The 20,630-nt window shown below is 72.7% G+C and carries 17 protein-coding genes; 11 read left to right on the top strand and 6 right to left on the bottom strand.

Translation table 11 applies throughout. The annotated features are described in order from the left end of the window. Positions 1 to 140: 140 nt before the first annotated feature. The 9 genes from ABEA82_RS07850 to ABEA82_RS07810 all read left to right on the top strand — a co-directional run bounded on the left by ABEA82_RS07850 (position 141) and on the right by ABEA82_RS07810 (position 13,345). The gene (locus ABEA82_RS07850; RefSeq protein WP_345660652.1) at positions 141 to 995 is read left to right on the top strand and encodes a bifunctional methylenetetrahydrofolate dehydrogenase/methenyltetrahydrofolate cyclohydrolase; all 855 of its coding nucleotides are present in this window, start codon (positions 141 to 143) and stop codon (positions 993 to 995) included. A 565-nt stretch (positions 996 to 1,560) separates the two neighbouring features. Further along, positions 1,561 to 2,004: a DUF3017 domain-containing protein gene (locus tag ABEA82_RS07845; protein ID WP_425588501.1), complete on the top strand. Its 444-nt coding sequence runs from the start codon at positions 1,561 to 1,563 to the stop codon at positions 2,002 to 2,004. 369 nt (positions 2,005 to 2,373) lie between these two features. Beyond that, a complete protein-coding gene (locus tag ABEA82_RS07840) occupies positions 2,374 to 3,714 on the top strand; it encodes a helix-turn-helix domain-containing protein (protein ID WP_345660651.1) in 1,341 nt (446 codons plus the stop codon). 1,179 nt (positions 3,715 to 4,893) lie between these two features. Then, entirely contained in the window at positions 4,894 to 5,883 is a 990-nt protein-coding gene (locus tag ABEA82_RS07835) for a malate dehydrogenase (protein ID WP_345660650.1), read from the top strand. Between the two features lie 298 nt (positions 5,884 to 6,181). Beyond that, on the top strand, positions 6,182 to 7,702 hold the full coding sequence (locus ABEA82_RS07830; protein ID WP_345660649.1) for an aldehyde dehydrogenase family protein: 1,521 nt from the start codon (positions 6,182 to 6,184) through the stop codon (positions 7,700 to 7,702). Positions 7,703 to 7,793: 91 nt separating this feature from the next. After that, entirely contained in the window at positions 7,794 to 9,326 is a 1,533-nt protein-coding gene (locus ABEA82_RS07825; protein ID WP_345660648.1) for a GMC family oxidoreductase, read from the top strand. 32 nt (positions 9,327 to 9,358) lie between these two features. Then, positions 9,359 to 10,429: a quaternary amine ABC transporter ATP-binding protein gene (locus tag ABEA82_RS07820; RefSeq protein ID WP_345660647.1), complete on the top strand. Its 1,071-nt coding sequence runs from the start codon at positions 9,359 to 9,361 to the stop codon at positions 10,427 to 10,429. Further along, positions 10,429 to 12,378 carry an ABC transporter permease gene (locus ABEA82_RS07815; protein ID WP_345660646.1) on the top strand — a complete coding sequence of 650 codons (1,950 nt, stop codon included), beginning with the start codon at positions 10,429 to 10,431 and terminating at the stop codon, positions 12,376 to 12,378. Before ABEA82_RS07820 ends, ABEA82_RS07815 begins: the two co-directional genes overlap by 1 nt. A gap of 1 nt (position 12,379) precedes the next feature. Further along, positions 12,380 to 13,345: an ABC transporter substrate-binding protein gene (locus ABEA82_RS07810; protein ID WP_345660645.1), complete on the top strand. Its 966-nt coding sequence runs from the start codon at positions 12,380 to 12,382 to the stop codon at positions 13,343 to 13,345. A gap of 6 nt (positions 13,346 to 13,351) precedes the next feature. Here ABEA82_RS07810 and ABEA82_RS07805 read toward each other — a convergent pair whose 3' ends face one another. From ABEA82_RS07805 to ABEA82_RS07795, 3 genes are read right to left on the bottom strand one after another with little or no spacing between them, the layout of a single operon-like run. Next, positions 13,352 to 14,068, bottom strand: coding sequence for an isocitrate lyase/PEP mutase family protein (locus tag ABEA82_RS07805; protein ID WP_345660644.1), 717 nt, complete (start codon positions 14,066 to 14,068; stop codon positions 13,352 to 13,354). Continuing rightward, positions 14,065 to 14,511: a carboxymuconolactone decarboxylase family protein gene (locus ABEA82_RS07800; RefSeq protein WP_345660643.1), complete on the bottom strand. Its 447-nt coding sequence runs from the start codon at positions 14,509 to 14,511 to the stop codon at positions 14,065 to 14,067. Before ABEA82_RS07800 ends, ABEA82_RS07805 begins: the two co-directional genes overlap by 4 nt. Continuing rightward, entirely contained in the window at positions 14,508 to 15,038 is a 531-nt protein-coding gene (locus ABEA82_RS07795; RefSeq protein ID WP_345660642.1) for a carboxymuconolactone decarboxylase family protein, read from the bottom strand. The genes ABEA82_RS07800 and ABEA82_RS07795 overlap by 4 nt, the downstream gene beginning before the upstream one ends. 47 nt (positions 15,039 to 15,085) lie before the next feature. On the opposite strand from ABEA82_RS07795, the gene pdxR reads away from it, so the two are divergent. Continuing rightward, positions 15,086 to 16,474, top strand: a complete 1,389-nt coding sequence (gene pdxR, locus ABEA82_RS07790) for a MocR-like pyridoxine biosynthesis transcription factor PdxR (RefSeq protein WP_345660641.1) — start codon at positions 15,086 to 15,088, stop codon at positions 16,472 to 16,474. Between the two features lie 49 nt (positions 16,475 to 16,523). Beyond that, positions 16,524 to 16,991, top strand: coding sequence for a carboxymuconolactone decarboxylase family protein (locus ABEA82_RS07785; RefSeq protein WP_345660640.1), 468 nt, complete (start codon positions 16,524 to 16,526; stop codon positions 16,989 to 16,991). Between the two features lie 64 nt (positions 16,992 to 17,055). On the opposite strand, the gene ABEA82_RS07780 is transcribed toward ABEA82_RS07785, so the two are convergent. From ABEA82_RS07780 to ABEA82_RS07770, 3 genes are read right to left on the bottom strand one after another with little or no spacing between them, the layout of a single operon-like run. Then, a complete protein-coding gene (locus ABEA82_RS07780; RefSeq protein ID WP_345660639.1) occupies positions 17,056 to 17,856 on the bottom strand; it encodes an aminotransferase class IV in 801 nt (266 codons plus the stop codon). Between the two features lie 11 nt (positions 17,857 to 17,867). Next, positions 17,868 to 19,046, bottom strand: a complete 1,179-nt coding sequence (locus tag ABEA82_RS07775) for an FAD-dependent monooxygenase (protein WP_345660638.1) — start codon at positions 19,044 to 19,046, stop codon at positions 17,868 to 17,870. Next, positions 19,043 to 20,608 carry a class I adenylate-forming enzyme family protein gene (locus tag ABEA82_RS07770; RefSeq protein ID WP_345660637.1) on the bottom strand — a complete coding sequence of 522 codons (1,566 nt, stop codon included), beginning with the start codon at positions 20,606 to 20,608 and terminating at the stop codon, positions 19,043 to 19,045. The genes ABEA82_RS07775 and ABEA82_RS07770 overlap by 4 nt, the downstream gene beginning before the upstream one ends. Positions 20,609 to 20,630: the final 22 nt, after the last annotated feature.

Genomic DNA, 20,630 nt, shown 5'->3' with positions numbered 1-20,630 from the left:
GGGCTTGTCCAGCCGCATTCCCGATGTGTTGTGCAAGTGCAACATCACTGATCTTGGGTGCATACGTGAGGACGGGCACCCTGGTGCCCGGATTGCGGCCGGATTGGAACCGTGGCGGGGTCATCCGCGAGGATGGGGCCATGACCGCCCAGATTCTCGATGGCAAGGCCACCGCAGCCGCGATCAAGTCCGATCTGACCGCCCGCGTGGCGGCGCTGAAGGAGAAGGGCGTCACGCCCGGCCTCGGCACGATCCTCGTCGGGGACGACCCCGGCAGCCAGAAGTACGTCGCCGGCAAGCACCGCGACTGCGCGCAGGTCGGCATCGCCTCCATCCAGCGGGAGCTGCCCGGCACCGCCACGCAGGAGGAGATCGAGGCGGTCGTGCGCGAGCTGAACGAGGACCCGGCGTGTACGGGGTACATCGTGCAACTGCCACTGCCCAAGGGCATCGACGAGAACCGCGTCCTCGAACTGATGGACCCGGACAAGGACGCGGACGGCCTGCACCCGATGAACCTCGGCCGGCTGGTCCTCAACGAGCCGGCGCCGCTGCCCTGCACCCCCAACGGCGTCCTCACCCTGCTCCGCCGCTACGGCGTGGAGATCAAGGGCGCCGAGGTCGTGGTGGTCGGCCGCGGTGTGACCATCGGCCGGCCGATGCCGCTGCTGCTGACGCGGCGCAGCGAGAACGCGACGGTGACCCAGTGCCACACCGGCACGCGTGACCTGTCGGCGCACCTCAAGCGCGCGGACATCATCGTCGCCGCGGCCGGTTCCGCCCATCTGATCCGCGCGGAGGACGTCAAGCCGGGCGCGGCCGTCCTCGACGTCGGCGTCTCCCGCAGCGCCGAGGGCAAGATCGTGGGCGACGTCCACCCCGACGTGGCCGAGGTCGCCGGCTTCATCTCCCCGAACCCCGGCGGGGTCGGCCCGATGACCCGCGCCCAGCTGCTCGTCAACGTGGTCGAGGCGGCGGAGCGCAGTGTCGGCTGAGCGGGGCGCCGCGGGCGCGGGAAGCCCTCCGGGCGTCACGGGCGCCGACAGCACTCCGAGTGCCGGGGACGGGCAGAGCGGGACGGACGCCGCCGACGCCCAGGACCCCCGGGATCCGGGGGCCGCACGGCGTGCCCGGAACACCGGGGCCGTCGAGGAGGCGCAGAGCGCCGGGGGCGCGAAGGACGCCGGGGTCGTCCGGGGCTCCCAGAGCGCCCAGAGCACCCGGAGCACCCGGAGCGCCGGGCCCGCTGCGGGCGCCGAAAGTGATGGGGGCGCCCGGGGAGCCCACAACACCGAGGGCGCGCGGAGCGCCGAGCGTGTCGGCGCCCAGAACACCGAGACCGCGCGGAGAGCCGAGCATGTCGGGGGTGCCGGGGGCGCGGAAGACGCCGGGGCCGTCGAGGGCACGCAGAGTGCCGCGGCCTCCCCGGGCCCCCGGAGTGCCGGGGCTGTGCAGGGCTCTCAGGGCGGCGCGGTTGCGCAGGGGGGCGCGGCCGGTGGGGACGGGCAGGTCGGTTCGGACGGGCAGGTCGGTTCGGGCGGGCAGGAGGCGGCCGAGGAGATCACCGTTCGGGATCCCGTCAGTGCTCCCGATGCCGAGGGGCGGCCGCGGCGGGTGACTCGGCGGTTTCCGCTGTTCACCAAGGACACCGCACGGCCCGAGGGCGGGGGCCGGGCGGCGTCCGGTGACGCGCCCGCGCCGGCTCGGCAGTGGCCCGTGCTCGCCGTACTCGGACTGGTCGGAATCGGACTGACAGTGACCGCGTTCGGTCAGTTCCGGCTCGGGGTCCTGATGATCGGCGTCGCGCTGCTGGGCGGCGGCGCGATGCGCTGGCTGCTGCCGGACGTCGGCATGCTCGCCGTCCGCTCGCGCTTCACGGACATCGTCACGTACGGCGTGATGGGTCTGGTGATCGTCCTGCTGGCCCTGATGGCGCAGCCCAATCCGTGGGTTCAGCTCCCGTTCCTGAAGGACACGCTGCACTTCACGGTCACCAACGAGTGACAGGAACGCCGGCCCGTCCTCTCCCCCGAGGAAGGACGGGCCGCCGCCACGCCTCACCCTCGTGCACCGCGAACGACCCGTTCAACGCCTGTCAGTACGCTGTGGCACGGAAGTGACGGTTCCGGTACGTACCTTGTCTGATTCCGCACGAAGTGGTGCGGCACCCCGGATGGCATGGACAATCAGGACGGTCCGGGGTGTACCGCGCGCGGTCACCGTGCTCCTGTGCGCCCCCCGTCAGGGAACTGAGATCCTGAGTGCGCGCATCCCTGTGGGTAGCCAGAACGGGGACTCGGCCGAGGCCGCCAACGCGCGGGGCGAACAGCGCGGGAAACAACAGCACGAACCGGGGGGAAGAGGGGGGAAGCAATGCCTCGTTGGAAGGCCTTGCCGGATGAGCTCGATCCGCAGATCAGGGAGTTCACGAGCCAGTTGCGCAGGCTCGTGGACCGCAGTGGTCTGAGCATCGCGTCGGTGGCGGACCGCACGGGTTACAGCAAGACGTCCTGGGAGCGTTATCTGAACGGCCGGCTGCTCGCGCCCAAGGGCGCGATCGTGGCGCTGGCCGAGGTCACCGGGACGAACCCGGTGCACCTGACCACCATGTGGGAGCTCGCCGAGCGCGCCTGGAGCCGCTCGGAGATGCGGCACGACATGACGATGGAGGCCATCCGGATCTCCCAGGCGCGGGCCGCGCTCGGGGAGTTCGGCGGGCAGGACTTCGGCGGCCCTTCGGCCGCCTCCAAGGACGACGGCAGGGCGGCTTCGGCGGGCGGCGGCAACACGTCCCGCAGGAGCGGCAACACCACGGTCACGCCGGGCATCGCGGGCCCGGCCGGGGTCTCCCCGACGGTGCCGGCGCAGCCGACGGCCCCCGAGGTCCAGGACTCCACCGGTTCCGGTGCCGGTTCCGGTGCCGGTGTGCGGGAGGACGGCGGCCGGGGCGGTTCGACCGAGGTCAACTCCTGGGGACTGGCCGGGTACAAGGGCCCCTCGCCGACGGGCCAGCGCGGCACCGGTTCGGGCGGTGGCTCCGGCACGGGTACCGGCTCCCGGACCGGCTCGGAGCCCGGGAGCTCCGTCGGGGCGTCCGGCGGCCCTGCCTCGGCGCGGGGTGCCGGGGCGGGCGCGTACGACACGCCCCCGCGGGACGCCGCTCCGGCCCGCGCGGGCGGCGCCGCCCGTTCCGGTGGTGCCGGTGTCGCCGGTGGTATCGGCGGCAAGAAGCGGACCGCGACGTTCGTCGCGGGGGTCGTGGGCGTCCTCGTGGTGATAGCCGGGGCCTTCTACCTCACCGGTGGCGGTGGTGACGACGAGGCCAAGGGCGCCACCAAGTCCCCCTCGCCGTCGGCCAGCACGGACCCGGACCTGCCGCCCGGCGTGAAGTGCAGCGGTGACGGTTGCACCGGCAAGGACGCGGAGGCCATGGGATGCAGTGGTGACCTGGTGACCACGGCCCGGACGGCGACCGTCGGCACGACCACGATCGAGGTCCGCTACAGCGAGACCTGCAAGGCGGCCTGGGGACGCATCACCCAGGCGACCCAGGGCGACGAGGTCCAGATCGGCGTGGGCAAGACGAAGGAGACCGGCAGCATCACCGAGGCCGGGGACGCGATCGCGTACACGCCGATGGTGGCCGTGAAGAGCGCCACCGACGCCAAGGCCTGCGCAACGCTCGCGTCCGGGCAGAAGGGCTGCACCGAGTAGCAGGGGTCCGCACCGGGCAGCAGCCCCGCCACTCGCACGCCGACTGCCACCCGCATGCACGCCGACTGCCACCCACACGCCGGTCCGCCCAGCATGCGGCGCGCGGCCCACGCTGGGCGGCGGGATGCCCGCGCGCGGGGCGGCGGGACGTCCGTGCGCGGGGCCGTCGGATGCCTGGCGCGGCACCCGGCACCGGCGGGACGCCCGTACGCGGGGCAGCGGGATGCCCGGCGCGGTGTCCGGCACCGGCGTGTCCCGCCCCGGCGGGTCGCTCGGCGTCCTGCGATCGGCGGGTGGCCCTGGGCCGGTGGGTGGGCCCGTGCCCGGTCGGTGGTCCCGTGCCTGGCGGGTGACCCGTGCCCGGTGGGTGACCCGTGCCCGGTGGGTGCCCCTGTGCCCGGTGTGCGCCCCTGTGCCTGGTGGGTGGCCCGTGCCGGGTCGGTGGCCCTGTGCCTGGTGGGTGGCCCGTGCCTGGTGGGTGGCCCGTGCCGGGTCGGTGGCCCTGTGCCTGGTGGGTGGCCCGTGCCTGGTGGGTGGCCCGTGCTTGGTGGATGGCCCCGTGCCGGCGGGTGACCCGTGCCTGGTGGATGGCCCCGTGCCTGGTGGGTGGCCCGTGCCTGGTGGGTGGCCGCGTGCCTGGTGGGTGGCCCGTGCCTGGCGGGTGCCCCGTGCCCGGTCGGTGGTCCCGTGCCTGGCGGGTGCCCCGTGCCCGACGGGCGGCCCGTGCCTGGCGGGTGCCCCCTGCCCGGTCGGTGGCCCCGTGCCTGGCGGGTGCCCCCTGCCCGGTCGGCGGCCCCATGCCCGGCGTGTGGCCCCCCGGCACCAGCCATGGCGCCGCCCCTCCCCGCCACGTGCCCCGGTCGCCCGCCCGGGGGGAAACGAATTTCGAAAACGGAGGATTGGGCGCCCAAATCGGGGGCACGCGACCCGTACCCCCACGGGAGTCCGGCACGGTCGGTTCCCCCCAAGGCGGCCGCCTTCGTCCCCCTCTCCCGGACGGGCGGCCGCCTCTCGTGTGGGCGTGCGGTGGGTTGTGGGGTGGGCCACACCGACCCGGCCGTCCGGGATCCCGGATGCGCGATAGCCTGACCGCTGGATGGATCTCTTGATGCCAAGAGATCGATCAGACGTCCGGGGCAGGGACCCCGCCCCACCGCCAGCTGTCATACGGAGAACGCCATGACCCGCACTCCCGTGAACGTCACCGTCACCGGCGCGGCCGGCCAGATCGGTTACGCCCTGCTCTTCCGCATCGCCTCCGGTCAGCTGCTCGGCGCGGACGTGCCGGTGAAGCTGCGCCTCCTGGAGATCACGCCGGCCCTGAAGGCCGCCGAGGGCACGGCCATGGAGCTGGACGACTGCGCGTTCCCGCTGCTCCAGGGCATCGACATCACGGACGACCCGAACGTCGCCTTCGACGGCACGAACGTGGGCCTGCTGGTCGGCGCCCGCCCCCGCACCAAGGGCATGGAGCGCGGCGACCTGCTGGAGGCCAACGGCGGCATCTTCAAGCCGCAGGGCAAGGCCATCAACGACCACGCCGCGGACGACGTCAAGGTCCTCGTCGTCGGCAACCCGGCGAACACGAACGCGCTCATCGCGCAGGCTGCCGCGCCCGACGTACCGGCCGAGCGGTTCACCGCGATGACCCGCCTCGACCACAACCGCGCCCTGACCCAGCTCGCGAAGAAGACGGGCTCGACGGTCGCCGACATCAAGCGGCTCACCATCTGGGGCAACCACTCCGCCACCCAGTACCCGGACATCTTCCACGCCACGGTCGCCGGCAAGAACGCCGCCGAGGTCGTGAACGACGAGAAGTGGCTGGCCGAGGACTTCATCCCGACCGTCGCCAAGCGCGGCGCCGCCATCATCGAGGCCCGCGGCGCCTCGTCGGCCGCCTCCGCCGCCAACGCCGCCATCGACCACGTCCACACCTGGGTCAACGGCACCGCCGAGGGCGACTGGGTCTCCATGGGCATCCCGTCGGACGGCTCCTACGGCGTCCCGGAGGGCCTCATCTCCTCCTTCCCCGTCACCACCAAGGACGGCAAGTACGAGATCGTCCAGGGCCTGGAGATCAACGAGTTCTCCCGCGCCCGCATCGACGCCTCCGTCAAGGAGCTCGAGGAGGAGCGCGACGCGGTCCGCGGCCTCGGCCTCATCTGACCGGAGCCCCTCCGCGTTTCCGCGCAGGCGTCGCTCGGCAGACGTTCTCCGTAGGCGTTCTCCGCAGGCGTTTCCCGCAGGCCCCCACCGGTTGCTCCCGGTGGGGGCCTGCGGACGTTTCAGCGGCAGGTTTTGTGGGTGATTTGCCCATGTTTGCTCGCATCTTCAGTGATGCAGCGCACTTTCAGCCATGGATTGCGCATGCAACCGGGAGCCCCGGGCAGGCGAACTCGGTCTCCTGTGTCACACATGTGTGAGACAAGGGCGCTGAACAGGAACGGAAGGGCAGTTACGGATCATGGCGGAAAGTACCGAACTTCAGGCACGTAAAACCATCCACGCGGGGGGAGAATGGCGTGCCGCCGTCTCCGGTGCCACCCGGGAGATCCTCGACCCCGCGGACGCCCTGCCCTTCGCCGTCGTCGCGGAGGGGGACGAGAAGGACACCGACCTGGCGATAGCCGCCGCCCGGCGCGCCTTCGACGAGGGGGACTGGCCGCGCACGCCCGTCACCGAGCGGGCCGCACTGCTGCGCCGCGTCGCCGACCTGCTGGTGCGCGACCGCGAGCGGCTCGGGCGGCTGGAGGCCCAGGACGCCGGCAAGACCGTCGAGGAGGGCCGCGTCGACATCGACTGTGTCGCCGACGCCTTCCGCTACTTCGCCGACCTGGTCGCCGGCGAGGCTCCCGGCCGGGTGGTGGACGCCGGCTCGCCCGACGTCCACAGCGTCGTCGTGCACGAGCCCATCGGTGTCTGCGCGATGATCACGCCCTGGAACTACCCGCTGCTCCAGGCCAGCTGGAAGGTCGCCCCGGCCCTCGCCGCCGGCAACACCTTCGTCATCAAGCCGAGCGAGATCACCCCGATGACGACCATCGCGCTGATCGATCTGCTGGTCGAGGCCGGGCTGCCCGAGGGCGTCGCCAACATCGTCACCGGCCCCGGCCACTCGGTGGGCGCGCGGCTCTCCGAGCACCCCGACGTCGACCTGGTCTCCTTCACCGGCGGCCTGATCAGCGGTACCAAGGTGGCCCAGGCCGCCGCGCCCGGCGTCAAGAAGGTCGCCCTCGAACTCGGCGGCAAGAACCCCAACGTGGTCTTCGCCGACGCCTGCGCCACCGACGAGGGCTTCGACACCGCCGTCGACCAGGCCCTCAATGCCGCCTTCATCCACAGCGGTCAGGTCTGCTCGGCCGGCGCCCGCCTCATCATCGAGGAGTCGGTCCGGGACCGGTTCGTCACCGAACTCGCCCGGCGCGCCGAGAAGATCCGCCTGGGCCGCGGCACCGAGGACGGCGTCGAGTGCGGTCCGCTGGTCTCCGAGCAGCAGCGCGCCAAGGTCGAGGCGTACGTCGAGTCCGCCCTCCAGGAGGGCGCGGTGCTGCGCTCCGGCGGCAAGCGCCCCGAGCCCTCCCCGCAGCGCCCCGAGAACGGCTACTTCTACGAGCCGACCGTCCTCGACCACTGCCACCGCGAGATGCGCGTCGTACGGGAGGAGGTCTTCGGGCCGGTCGTCACCGTCGAGACCTTCCGCACCGAGGACGAGGCCGTCGCCCTGGCCAACGACACCGAGTACGGACTCGCGGGCGGTGTCTGGACCGCCGACGCGGGCCGCGCCCGCCGCGTGGCCGGACGGCTGCGCCACGGCACGATCTGGATCAACGACTTCCACCCCTACCTGCCGCAGGCGGAGTGGGGTGGCTTCGGCAAGAGCGGAGTCGGCCGGGAGCTCGGCCCGGCCGGCCTCGCCGAGTACCGGGAGACCAAGCACGTCTACCAGAACCTCGCTCCCAAGCCGGTGCGCTGGTTCGCGGGCTGAGCCACGGGCCCGGGCCGACCTCCCCCCGGCCCGGGCCGACCTCCCCACTCTTCGAGCTCGTCCACTTCATCCCCACTGGAGCAAGCAAGCCATGTCCCACACCCTCCATGAGTACGACTATGTCGTGATAGGCGGCGGAACCGCTGGTTCCGTCATTGCCTCCCGCCTGACCGAGAACCCCGACGTGACCGTCGCCGTCATCGAGGGCGGCCCCAGCGACGTCGGCCGTGACGACGTACTGACCCTGCGCCGTTGGATGGGCCTGCTGGGCGGCGAGCTCGACTACGACTACCCCACCACCGAACAGCCACGCGGAAACTCGCATATCCGGCACAGCCGGGCCCGGGTCCTGGGCGGCTGTTCCTCGCACAACACCCTGATCGCCTTCAAGCCGCTGCCGGCCGACTGGGACGAGTGGGAGGACGCCGGGGCCAAGGGCTGGGGCGCGGTGCAGATGGAGGCGTACTTCGCGCGGCTGCTCAACAACGTCGTCCCGGTCGACGAGCAGGACCGCAACGCCATCGCCCGGGACTTCGTGGACGCGGCCCAGGCGGCGCTGAACGTGCCGCGCGTGGAGGGCTTCAACAAGAAGCCGTTCACCGAGGGCGTCGGCTTCTTCGACCTCGCCTACCACCCCGAGAACAACAAGCGGTCCTCGGCCTCGGTGGCGTACCTGCACCCGGTGATGGACGAGCGGCCCAACCTGACGATCCTGCTGGAGACCTGGGCGTACAAGCTTCAGCTGGACGGCGACCGCGCCGAGGGCGTGCACGTCCGCACCAAGGACGGCGAGGAGTTCCTCGTCAAGGCCCGCAGCGAGGTCCTGCTGTGCGCCGGCGCCGTCGACTCGCCCCGGCTGCTGATGCACTCCGGCATCGGCCCCAAGGCCGACCTGGAGAAGCTCGGCATCCCCGTCACGCACGACCTGCCGGGCGTCGGCGAGAACCTGCTCGACCACCCCGAGTCGGTCATCGTGTGGGAGACCAACGGCCCCATCCCGGAGAACTCCGCGATGGACTCCGACGCGGGCCTGTTCGTGCGGCGCGACCCCGAACTGCCCCATCCCGACCTGATGTTCCACTTCTACCAGATCCCGTTCACGGACAACCCGGAGCGACTGGGCTACGAGCGGCCCGAGTTCGGCGTCTCCATGACCCCGAACATCCCCAAGCCGAAGAGCCGCGGCCGGCTGTACCTGACCAGCGCCGACCCCGAGGTCAAGCCCGCCTTGGACTTCCGCTACTTCACCGACGAGGACGACTACGACGGCCGCACCCTCGTCGACGGCATCAAGATCGCCCGCGAGATAGCCAGGACCGAGCCGCTGGCCGGCTGGCTCAAGCGCGAGGTGGCCCCCGGCCCGGACATCACCGGTGACGAGGAGCTCAGCGAGTACGCCCGCAAGGTCGCGCACACCGTCTACCACCCCGCCGGCACCTGCAAGATGGGCGCCGCCGACGACCGGCTCGCCGTCGTCGACCCCGAGCTGCGCATCCGCGGCCTGGAAGGCATCCGCGTCGCCGACGCCTCCGTTTTCCCCACCATGACCACCGTGAACCCGATGATCGGCGTGCTCATGGTCGGGGAGAAGGCCGCCGAGCTGATCGGTGGTGGTTCCCGGTGACCGCGACCCTCGAGCCCCCTACGGAGCAGACCATGGAAACCGCCCCCGTCTTCTCGGTCGAGGGCCTGTGGAAGGTGTTCGGCCCGAAGGCCGACCGCGTCCCGGGCGATCCCGACCTCACCGCCCTCGACCCGGCCGAGCTGCGCTCCCGCACCGGCTGCACGGCCGCCGTCCGGGACGTCAGCTTCGACGTCCGCAAGGGCGAGGTCTTCGTCGTCATGGGCCTGTCCGGCTCCGGCAAGTCCACGCTGGTGCGCTGTCTGACCCGGCTGATCGAGCCGACGGCGGGCACCATCGCCATCGACGGCGAGGACGTCCGCGCCATGGACCGCTCCCGGCTGCGCGAACTGCGCCGGCACCGCGCCGCCATGGTCTTCCAGCACTTCGGTTTGCTGCCGCACCGCACGGTCCTCGACAACGTCGCCTACGGCCTGGAGATCCAGGGCATGAGCAAGGCCGAGCGGCGCGAGCGGGCGGCCGAGGTCATCGCCAAGGTCGGCCTGGAGGGCATGGAGCACCGCCGCCCCGGCCAGCTCTCCGGCGGCCAGCAGCAGCGCGTCGGCCTGGCCCGCGCGCTCGCCGTCGACCCCGAGGTGCTGCTCTTCGACGAGCCGTTCAGCGCGCTCGACCCGCTGATCCGGCGCGAGATGCAGGAGGAGGTGATCCGGCTCCACCACGAGGAGGGCCGGACGATGGTCTTCATCACCCACGACCTCCAGGAGGCCCTCAAGCTGGGCGACCGCATCGCCCTGATGCGGGGCGGCCGGATCGTGCAGCTCGGCACCCCCGAGGAGATCGTGGGCTCGCCCGCCGACGACTACGTCCGCGAATTCGTCCGGGACGTCCCGCGCGAGCAGGTCATGACCGTGCGCACCGCCATGCGCCGCCCCTCGGCCGACCAGGACGGCAACGGACCGGCGGTCCGGCCCGACGCGACGGTCTCCGAGGCGATCGAGGCGGTCGCCCGCGCCGGCGCACCGGCCCGTGTCGTGGACAAGGGCCGCTGCGTGGGCGTGGTCGACTCCGACACGCTCCTCGGGGTCGTCGCCGGTACGGAGCAGCCCGAGCCGCCGGGCACCGAACAGCCCAAGGAGGCGGTGTGATGGCGACCATCACCGCGTCCCCGCCCCGCCTCGGCCTGCCCGGACTGCTGAAGAACCGTGCCTTCCAGAAGCTGCTGCTGCTGGCCCTCGCCGCGGCGGTCCTCGTGCCGCTGGCGAACGCCCGCTGGGCGAGCGGCACCTGGCCGAGCGCGCTGACCGTCGACTTCTCCGCGCCGCTCGAAAAGGCCAGCGACTGGATCATCGACAACCGCGACAGCCACCCGCTGTTCCTGTACTTCTTCGGCCACGTCAGCAACGTCGTCGTCATCGCCGTACGCGCCGTCTACCTCACCCTCCTGGCCATCGGCTGGGCGGGCGTCACGGCCCTGGGCGCGCTGGTCGCCTGGCGCGTGGCGGGCGTGAAGCTGGCCCTCGGCACCGCCGCCGCGTTCCTCGCCTGCGGCCTGCTCGGCATGTGGGTGCCGACCATGCAGACGCTCGCCCTGATGGTCGTCGCGGTCCTCGCGTCGGTCGTCGTCGGTGTGCTGCTCGGGCTCGCCGCCGGGCTGTCCGACCGCATGGAGCGCGCCCTGCGCCCGGTCCTGGACACCATGCAGGTGCTGCCCGCCTTCGCCTACCTGCTGCCGGTCGTGCTGATCTTCGGCATCGGCGTCCCGGCGGCCGTCCTGGCCACCGTCATCTACGCCGCCCCGCCCATGGCCCGCCTGACCTCGCTCGGTCTGCGCGGCGCCGACAAGTCGGTGCTGGAGGCCGTCGAGTCGCTCGGCTCCACCGCACGCCAGCGGCTGCTGACCGCCCGGATCCCGCTGGCCCGCAAGGAACTCCTGCTCGGCGTCAACCAGACGATCATGATGGCGCTGTCCATGGCCGTCATCGCGGCCGTCATCGGCGCGGGCGGTCTCGGTGACCGCGTCTACCAGGCCCTGGCCTCGGTCGACGTCGGCGCCGCGCTGGCCGCCGGTATCCCGATCGTGCTGCTGGCCGTCGTCCTGGACCGCGTCACGGGCGCGGCGGGGGAGCGGCTCGGCGCCGAACCGCAGCCCCACAGCGGACGCGGCTGGCTCTACGCCCTGATCGGCGTCGTCGCCGTGGCGGTCGCCGGACGTCTCGCGGGCCGCCTCGACTGGCCCGAAGCCTGGACCGTCGGCATCGCCGAGCCGGTCAACCGGGCCGTCGACTGGATGACCGCGCACCTGTACTCGGGCGTCCCCTACATCGGCGGCACCGCCGACTGGGCGGGCCACTTCACCACCTGGGTGCTCGACCCGATGCGCGACGGCCTGCAATGGCTGCCCTGGTGGTCGGTGCTGCTGATCGTCGCCGCCCTGGCCTGGGTCATCGGCACCTGGCGCACCGCGCTCACCGCCGTCCTCGCCATGGCCGCGATCGGAGTGCTGGGCGTCTGGAAGCCGTCCCTGGACACGCTGTCGCAGGTGCTCGCGGCCGTCGTCGTCACCCTCGTCGTCGGCTTCGCCATCGGTATCGCCGCGGCCCGCAGCGATCGCCTGGAGCGTGCGCTGCGCCCGGTCCTGGACGTGTTCCAGACGATGCCGCAGTTCGTGTACCTGATCCCGGTCGTCGCCCTGTTCGGTGTCGGCCGCGCCCCGGCCGTCGCGGCCGCGATCGTCTACGCCCTCCCCGCGGTCGTCCGCATCACCACCCAGGGCCTGCGCCAGGTCGACCCGGCCGCGCTGGAGGCCTCCGGCTCGCTCGGCGCCACCAGCTGGCAGCAACTGCGGCAGGTCCAGCTCCCGCTGGCCCGCCCGGCCCTGTTGCTCGCCGTCAACCAGGGCCTCGTGCTGGTCCTCGCCGTCGTCGTCATCGGCGGCCTGGTCGGCGGTGGCGCGCTCGGCTACGACGTGGTCTTCGGCCTCGCCCAGGGCGACCTGGCGACCGGTCTGGTGGCCGGTGGCGCGATCGTCTGCCTCGGCCTGATGCTCGACCGGGTGACCCAGCCCACCGAACGCCGCGCGACGAAGGGAGCGTGACATGCGAGTCCGTAAGGTCCGTAAGACCGCCGTGATCGCCGCGGCGAGCTCCCTGGCGCTGCTCACCGGCTGCGGTGCCGCCGACATGACCAAGCAGGCCTCGCCCTTCGCCAACGCGCAGGGCTCCAAGACCGTGACCCTCTCCGTGCAGTCCTGGGTGGGCGCCCAGTCCAACGTGGCCGTCGCCCAGTACATCCTGGAGCACGAGCTCGGCTACCGGGTCGACACCGTCCAGGTCGACGAGGTGCCCGCCTGGGACGCGCTCAGCCAGGGCCGCGTCGACGCGCTCCTGGAGGACTGGGGTCACCCGGAGCAGGAGAAGCGGTACGTCGACGACAAGAAGACGATCACGCGCGGCGGCGGACTCGGCGTCACCGGCCACATCGGCTGGTTCGTCCCGACGTACCTCGCCAAGCAGCACCCGGACATCACCAACTGGAAGAACCTCAACAAGTACGCCGACCTCTTCCGCACCCCGGAGAGCGGCAGCAAGGGCCAGCTGATGGACGGTTCGCCGTCCTACGTCACCAACGACAAGGCGCTGGTGAAGAACCTGAAGCTGGACTACCAGGTGGTGTTCGCCGGCTCCGAGGCCGCGCAGATCACGCAGATGCGACAGTTCGCCAAGGAGAAGAAGCCCTTCCTCACCTACTGGTACTCGCCGCAGTGGCTCTTCAAGAAGGTCCCGATGACCGAGGTGAAGCTGCCGGCCTACAAGGAGGGCTGCGACGCCGACCCGGACAAGGTCGCCTGCGCCTACCCGCACACGCCGCTGGAGAAGTACCTCAACTCGGACTTCGCGAAGAAGGGCGGCAAGGCGGCGGCCTTCCTGAAGAAGTTCAAGTGGACGACCGAGGACCAGAACGAGGTCTCCCTGATGATCGCCGACAAGAAGATGACGCCGGAGGACGCGGCGAAGAAGTGGGTGGACAGCCACAAGTCCACGTGGAAGAAGTGGCTGTCCTGACGTCCGCTACGTCAGCCGAGCGGCGATCTCCCGCAGCGCGCGGGTGGCCCGCCGCTGGAGCCCCGGTCCGAAGGTGACCCGGGTGGCCCCTCGCGCGCCGAGTTCGGCGGGCGAGGGGCCTTCCTCGGTGAAGACCCCCACGTTGACCGGCCCCTGGATCCCGGACCGCAGCAGCGGCAGGACCTCCGTGGGTGCCTCGATCGGGTAGACGCAGTCGGCGCCGGCCGCCACGTACAACGCCGCCCGCTCGATGGTCCGTTCGGGGTCGGGGGCCCCGTACGCGAAGGTGTCCACGCGCGCGTTCACGAAGAGCCGGTCACCGGCCGCCGCCCGCACCTCGGCGAGCCACTCGGCGTGCGCGTGCGGGTCCTTGAGCTGCCCGTCCTCGGAGTCCTCCAGGTTGCAGCCCACCGCACCCGTCTCCAGCAGCCGCTCCACCAGCTCCTTCGGCGCGAGCCCGTAGCCGCCCTCGACGTCCGCCGACACGGGCACGTCGACGGCCCGGACGATCCGGGCGACCGCGGCGAACATCTCGTCGGCCGGGACCTGTCCGTCCTCGTACCCGAGACAGGCGGCGACCCCGGCGCTGGGCACGGCGAGCGCGGGGAACCCGGCCTCCGCGAACACCCGGGCGCTGACCGCGTCCCACGGCCCGGGCAGCACCAGCGGATCCTCGGGCGCACGGTGGTGGTGCAGGGCGCGGAACGTGTCGGCTTTGCTCATGGTGTGTATCCCCCCGGCGGGATCCGGCGGCTGACCATCACCCGGTTCCAGTTGTTGATGGCGACGACCAGCCCCACGAGATGGGCGAGCCGCACCTCGTCGAAGTGCTTGGCGGCCTGCGCGTACACCTCGTCCGGAACGAATCCGTCCGTCAGGGCGGTCACGGCCTCGGTCAGCGTCAGCGCCGCCCGCTCCCGCTCGTCGAAGACGTCCTCGGCCTCCTCCCAGGTGGCCAGCAGATCGAGCTGCCTCTCACTCACCCCGTACTCGCGGGCGATCGCGAGGTGCATGTCGAGGCAGAACGCGCAGTGGTTGAGCTGCGAGGCGCGGAGCACGACGAGTTCGGCCAGGGCCGGGTCGCCGAGGCCCTTCTTCGCCACCGCGCTGAGGGCGGACATGGCCCGGGCGACCGCCGGATCCAGCAGCCGGGTCCGGGGCGTCACTTGTACTGGCCCGGCTGGTAGTGCCCGGGCGCCATACGGCAGGTCACCCCGAACCGGTTCCAGGCGTTGATCACCGTGATCGCGGCGATCAGCTGCGCCAGCTCGGCCTCCTCGAAATGCTTGGCGGCCTGCGCGTACACCTCGTCCGGCACGAATCCGTCCGTCAGGACCGTCACGGCCTCCGTCAGCTCCAGCGCCGCGAGTTCCCTCTCGGTGTAGAAGTGCCGCGACTCGTCCCACGCGCCGAGCTGCACGATCCGCTCGACGCTCTCGCCCGCCGCGAGGGCGTCCTTGGTGTGCATGTCGATGCAGAAGGCGCAGTGGTTGATCTGCGAGGCGCGGATCTTCACCAGCTCGTACAGCGTGTGGTCGAGACCCTGCCGGGCGGCGGCCTCCAGCCGGACCATCGCCTTGTACACGTCGGGCGCGTGCTTGGCCCACTCCAGCCGGGCGGGCCGCTCGGCGGCGTACTCCACGGTGGCCGTGGCCGTGGCCGTGGTCGTCGGGTCGTCGGGTTGCGTCGTCATGCCCTCGACCCTAGGAGCGAGGCAGCCCAGGGGTATGGTCCATTTCCATGGCGGATCATTGGGCCACTTTCGGCGTCGACCTGCATCTGGAGCCGACCGGTCCGGCCCTGCGCCGGGGACTGACCGACGCCCTGCGCGAGGCCGTCCGCTCGGGCCGGCTGGCCCCCGGGACCCGGCTGCCCTCCTCCCGGGCGCTCGCCGCCGACCTCGGCATCGCCCGCAACACGGTCGCCGACGCCTACGCCGACCTGGTCGCCGAGGGCTGGCTCACCGCCCGGCAGGGCTCGGGGACCCGGGTGGCCGAACGTCTGGTCGTCCCGCCGGCGGGCACGGCCCCCCACCCGCGCGCACCCACCCGCCCCGCCTACGACCTGCGCCCCGGCAGCCCCGACCTCGCGTCCTTCCCGCGCGCCCAGTGGCTCAAGGCCGCCCGCCGCGCCCTCACCGCCGCCCCGTCGGACGCGCTGGACTACGGCGACCCCCGCGGCCGCCCCGAACTGCGGGCCGCGCTCGCCGGCTACCTCTCCCGGGCCCGGGGCGTACGGGCGGATCCCGAACGGATCGTGGTGTGCGGCGGCTTCGCGCACGGTCTGAAGCTGCTCGGCACGGTCCTGCGGGCACGCGGGGCGCGGACGGTCGCGGTCGAGTCGTACGGCCTCGACGTGCACCGCAGGATCCTGGCCGTGTCCGGACTGCGCACCACCCCGCTGCCCTTCGACCGGCTGGGCACCGACCCGGCCGGGTCACGGGCCGCCGACGCGGTTCTCCTCACCCCCGCCCACCAGTTCCCCATGGGCGTGCCCCTGCACCGCGACCGCCGCGCGGCCGTCGTGGACTGGGCGCGCCGCACGGGCGGGCTGGTGCTGGAGGACGACTACGACGGCGAGTTCCGCTACGACCGCCAGCCCGTGGGGGCGCTCCAGGGCCTGGACCCCGACCGGGTGGTCCACCTGGGCACCGCGAGCAAGTCCCTCGCGCCCGGGCTGCGGCTGGCCTGGGCGGTGCTGCCGCCGGACCTCGTGAAGGAGGTCGTCGAGGCGAAGGGCGGCGTCGACACCTGCGGGGTGCTGGACCAGCTGACCCTGGCCGAGTTCCTCACCTCCGGGGCCTACGACCGCCATGTCCGCGCGACCCGGCTGCGCTACCGGCGCCGCCGGGACGCCCTGGTCGCCGCCGTCGCGGCCCGGGCCCCCGAAGCCCGCGTCACCGGCATCGCGGCCGGACTGCACGTCCTGCTGCGGCTGCCGCCCGGCACCGAGCAGTCGGTGGTCGAGGCGGCCCACTGGCGGGGTCTCGCGCTGCACGGACTCGCCCGCTACACCGACCCCGCCGCGCCGACCGAGCCGCTCGACGCCCTGGTCGTCGGATACGGGACACCGCCGGACCACGCGTGGTCGGGCGCGCTGGACGCGCTGTGCGCCGTCCTCCCCGGATAATCGCGTGAATTCCCCCTCCCGAATGACGCACGAAGGATATGGTCACCTCATGAGCGAAAGCCCTTCCATATCCCGTGTGGCCCTGAAGAAAATCACCCCCGACGTCTCCGCGGCAATGGGTTCCCTGCATGCCGCAGCCGTTTCCGCGGCGCAGGACGCCAAGCTCGAACCGGAACTGCTGGAACTCGTCAGGATCCGCGCCTCGCAGATCAACGGCTGCGCGTTCTGCCTGGACATGCACACCAAGGACGCCCGCGCCCAGGGCGAGACCGAGCAGCGCATATACACGCTGAACGCCTGGCGGGAGACGCCCTTCTTCACCGAACGGGAGCGCGCCGCACTGGCCTTGACCGAGGCGGTGACGCTGGTCCACGACGGGCGCGTCCCGGACGCGGTCTACGCCGAGGCGGCCGAGGTCTTCGACGAGAACCAGATCGCGGCCCTCATCTGGTCGGCCACCGTCATCAACGCGTACAACCGCATCGCGATAGCGACGCGCATGGTGCCGAAAAACTGAATCGGGCAGCACAATGCGCGCCGGGTCGAATTCCTTCGGCCCGGCGCCGTCGTAGTTCTTGAATTCACTTTTCGGGCAGCGGCTCCATGACACCGTCCAGCCAGGTCCGCCATTCCCCGGCGCGCTCCACCGGAGGCACCCCCATCGGCCGTCCCGTCCAGCCCGTCACCGGCCGGATCCCGTGCAGCGCGTTGACGAGCCACACCTCCCGGCCGTCCAGCTCGGCCACGGTCCGCTCACGGTGGGCGATCCGGATCCCGGTCCGCAGCGCCCTCTCCTGGACCAGCCCGGCCGTCACGCCCGGCAGGACGGGCAGCCCGGGAGGCGGCAGGCAGAGGGTGTCGTCCTCCCACCACAGGACAGTGGCGGTGGCCGACTCCAGCACCGTGCCCGAGGGCGCGATCAGCAGCGCCTCCTCGGCTCCCTCGCCCACGGCCCGGCGGCGCACCCGGGCCAGCGTGTCCAGGTCGGGGCCCTTGCGGCGGGGCACGGTCCGCGGATCGGACTGGCCCGCCGCCCACAGGCGGATCCCGGTGCCGAGCGGCGGCGCGGGCCGCAGCAGCAGCCGCAACTCCAGGGACCCGGCCGCGAGTTCCACCCGTGGGAACCACACGCCCGTGCGCGGCAGCACGGCGGTCACCTCCTGCCAGAACTCCGCGAGCCGGCGCGGCTCGGGCCCGCCGCACTCAGCGCAGGACCGCGAGAACCGCTCCCGGTGCCGGGCATAGGCCCGCACCCGGCCCTCGCGCAGCAGCCACGAGTCCGCCACGAGCAGCCGTCCCCCGGCCGCCCGGTCCGGGGCCGGGGCCAGGCCACCGCCGGGCGTCCACGTCCACAGGCCTTCCGCCACCGCCGGTCCGATCACCAACAGCCTCCTCAGTACTTGCGTCCCGCGACGGCCGGCGCCCCGTGCCGGGGACCGTACGGCGCGTGCTCCAGCCACGACCCGCACCACGGCAGCACCGGCGCCAGAGCCGCCGCCGCCCGCTGCCTGACCCGCACGGTCCGGCGGCGCGGCCGCAGATGGTCCAGCGCCGTACCAGCGGCGGCGCTGTTGAACAGGGCTGCCGCGCGCCGCACCTCGGCGAACCCGGCGACCGCTTCGCCGGTCCCCGCGGCGATCGCCTCGGCGGCGCTCGCCGCGTCCGCGATCCCGCTGTTCATCCCCCGGGCACCGAACGGCGGGAAGAGGTGCGCCGCCTCACCGGCCAGCAGCACCCGCCGGTGCGGATCGGTGAACGACGCGGCCACCTTGCGCAGGAAGCGGTACGTCGACACCCACAGGATCCGCTCGCCGTAGCCGTCCCCGACGACTCCGGGCAGCCAGCGGCGTACGGCCTCCTCGGTGCCGTACTCCTCCTCCCGGTCGTCGTCCCGGCACTGGAGGTCGACCTGGAAGCCGCCGGTGAACGGCACCCGCATCACACTGCGCCCGCCGGCCCCGGGATGCTCGTAGTGGAAGACCCGCTCCAGCGGCAGTTCGGCGCCCGGCACGTCGGCGACGTCCACCACGACGTGGAAACCCTCGCCGTGCGTGCCCTCCAGCTCGATGCCCAGCTCCCGCCGGACCATCGAGCGGGCCCCGTCCGCGGCGACGGCGTACGCACCGGTCCACACCCGGCCGTCCTCACCCGTCAGCCGGACCTCCGTCTCCGTCGTGCGGACGCCCGTAACCCGCACGCCCCACACGAACTCCACCCCGGCCCGCTCACAGGCCGCGCGCAGGAACCGTTCGGTGTCCGTCTGGCGCAGGCTGGTGAAGGGCGGTGGCCCGGACGGCGGCGGGAAGGTGCGGGCGTAGACCTCGCGCCCCCGGTAGAAGGTGCGCCTGGTGTGCCAGGTCCGCCCGTACCCGGTGATCTCGGCGGCGAGGCCCGGCAGCATGGCGTCGAGCAGGCCGAGGGTCTCCCGGTGCACGAACAGGGCGCGACTGCCGGGCCGTTCCCGGTCCTCGGCGTCGGCCTCCAGCAGCACGACCGGCAGCCCGTGCGCCCGGAGCGCGAGGGCCGCCGACAGGCCCACGGGACCGGCGCCCACGACCAGGACGGGTGTCATGCCCGCACGCCCTCGGTGAGCATCCGGGCGATCTCCACGCGCTTCACCTTCCAGGTGGCGGTCATCGGCAGGTCCTCGAACCGCCACTGCCGCGGCTCGGCCATCGTCGGCAGCCCGGCCGTGGCCCGCCGCCAGCGCTCCGGGTCCAGGGGCCGGTCGCCGCGCACGCACACCACCGGCACCGGCTCGCGGTCCGCGCCCGGCACGATGACGACCTCGCGCAGCTCCTCCAGCCGGGACATCAGCTCGTCCTCGACCTCCAGGTTGCTGTGCACCGCGTCGATCCGGTCGATCTCCCGGTCGATGAGGTGCAGCGCGCCCAGCCGGCTCCGGTAGCCCATGTCGCCCATCTCCCACCAGCCGTCGGTGAGCTGACGGTCGTAGCGCTCCGGCATGCCGAGGTAGGTGAGGATCCGGCCCCGGGTGCGGGCCTCGATCCGGCCGGGGGTGCCGGGCGGGACCCGCCGGCCCTCCTCGTCGGTGACCCGGACCCGGGTGAAGCCGGGTATCCCGAACCCGACCCGGCGGCCGTCCGCCCGGGCCGCGCTGCGCCGGGTCACCACCTGGAACGCCACCGGACCCGTCTCGCTCTGCCCGTACAGCTGGACCAGCCAGGGCGTACGGCGCCGGGACGCGTCCAGCAGCCGCCGTACGGTGCGCGGATGGATGGCGTCGAACGTGGAGCCGTAGGCCCGGACCCGGGACAGCGGGGCGCCGGGCGCGTCCACCAGCTCCTCCCACAGCACGAACGTGTTGGGGTGCGTCTCCACGATGCCGGGCCGGTGCCGCACCAGCAGCGGGCCGACCGAGGCCGGGTCCGGGTCGGTGATCAGCACGAGCGGGCTGCCGAAGTGCAGCAGGACGCCGAGCAGATGGTAGAAGCGCGAGTGCACGAAGGACATGTGCAGCGCCGCCGGTTCGCCGCGCGTGGGCCAGCCCATCGCCTGCTGCGGCACGAGCCGGTTCCACATGGTCTGCGCGCAGTGCACGGCCAGTTTCGGGACGCCGGTGGTGCCCGAGCTGTGGGTGATCAGGGCGGGTTCGCGGGGGTGGAGCCGGACGGGCGGGGGCGGCTCGGCGCCGGCGTACTTCGCCAGGGCCTCCGCATGGGGCGAGTCGTCCACGGTCAGCGTCCGCCGCACCAGCCCGGACAGGGCGAGCTCCCGCAGGCCGTCCAGGGTGGCGCCGTCGGTGATCAGCCAGGGCCTGCGCAACCGTTCCAGGAGCTGCCCGGCCACGGCCGGGGCCAGCGTGGGCGACAGCAGCACCGGCACCGCGCCGATGCGGGACACGGCGCAGGTCAGCAGCATGATGTCGACGTTGTCCGCCTTGTGCACCACGACCTGCTCCGAGGGCCGCACTCCGGCCTCCCACAGCCGCCCGGACAGTTCCTCGACCAGGTCGGCCAGCACGGTGTAGCTCAGGTCGGTCCCGAGGCCGGGGGCGACGTCCAGCGGCCGGTCCAGGGTGACGAAGACGGCCCCGTGCCGGTCGGCCGCGCGCCGGAAGACCGGCCCCAGGTAGAAGCCGCGCTCGCCGGGCAGAAGGTGCCGCTGTCGCATGTGGCCGTTCCTTTCCGTGGTG

The sequence above is a fragment of the Streptomyces venetus genome (assembly GCF_039540295.1).
Taxonomy (GTDB): domain Bacteria; phylum Actinomycetota; class Actinomycetes; order Streptomycetales; family Streptomycetaceae; genus Streptomyces; species Streptomyces venetus.
This window is presented reverse-complemented; position numbering and strand designations above follow the sequence as displayed.

What these genes read in the sequence shown, in the direction of transcription:
- ABEA82_RS07775 (WP_345660638.1), bottom strand. Translation starts at nt 19,046, where the DNA reads ATGACACCCGTCCTGGTCGTGGGCGCCGGTCCCGTGGGCCTGTCGGCG.
- ABEA82_RS07840 (WP_345660651.1), top strand. Translation starts at nt 2,374, where the DNA reads ATGCCTCGTTGGAAGGCCTTGCCGGATGAGCTCGATCCGCAGATCAGG.
- ABEA82_RS07850 (WP_345660652.1), top strand. Translation starts at nt 141, where the DNA reads ATGACCGCCCAGATTCTCGATGGCAAGGCCACCGCAGCCGCGATCAAG.
- ABEA82_RS07835 (WP_345660650.1), top strand. Translation starts at nt 4,894, where the DNA reads ATGACCCGCACTCCCGTGAACGTCACCGTCACCGGCGCGGCCGGCCAG.
- ABEA82_RS07810 (WP_345660645.1), top strand. Translation starts at nt 12,380, where the DNA reads ATGCGAGTCCGTAAGGTCCGTAAGACCGCCGTGATCGCCGCGGCGAGC.
- ABEA82_RS07815 (WP_345660646.1), top strand. Translation starts at nt 10,429, where the DNA reads ATGGCGACCATCACCGCGTCCCCGCCCCGCCTCGGCCTGCCCGGACTG.
- ABEA82_RS07820 (WP_345660647.1), top strand. Translation starts at nt 9,359, where the DNA reads ATGGAAACCGCCCCCGTCTTCTCGGTCGAGGGCCTGTGGAAGGTGTTC.
- ABEA82_RS07770 (WP_345660637.1), bottom strand. Translation starts at nt 20,608, where the DNA reads ATGCGACAGCGGCACCTTCTGCCCGGCGAGCGCGGCTTCTACCTGGGG.
- ABEA82_RS07805 (WP_345660644.1), bottom strand. Translation starts at nt 14,068, where the DNA reads ATGAGCAAAGCCGACACGTTCCGCGCCCTGCACCACCACCGTGCGCCC.
- ABEA82_RS07785 (WP_345660640.1), top strand. Translation starts at nt 16,524, where the DNA reads ATGAGCGAAAGCCCTTCCATATCCCGTGTGGCCCTGAAGAAAATCACC.
- ABEA82_RS07795 (WP_345660642.1), bottom strand. Translation starts at nt 15,038, where the DNA reads ATGACGACGCAACCCGACGACCCGACGACCACGGCCACGGCCACGGCC.
- ABEA82_RS07825 (WP_345660648.1), top strand. Translation starts at nt 7,794, where the DNA reads ATGTCCCACACCCTCCATGAGTACGACTATGTCGTGATAGGCGGCGGA.
- pdxR (WP_345660641.1), top strand. Translation starts at nt 15,086, where the DNA reads ATGGCGGATCATTGGGCCACTTTCGGCGTCGACCTGCATCTGGAGCCG.
- ABEA82_RS07830 (WP_345660649.1), top strand. Translation starts at nt 6,182, where the DNA reads ATGGCGGAAAGTACCGAACTTCAGGCACGTAAAACCATCCACGCGGGG.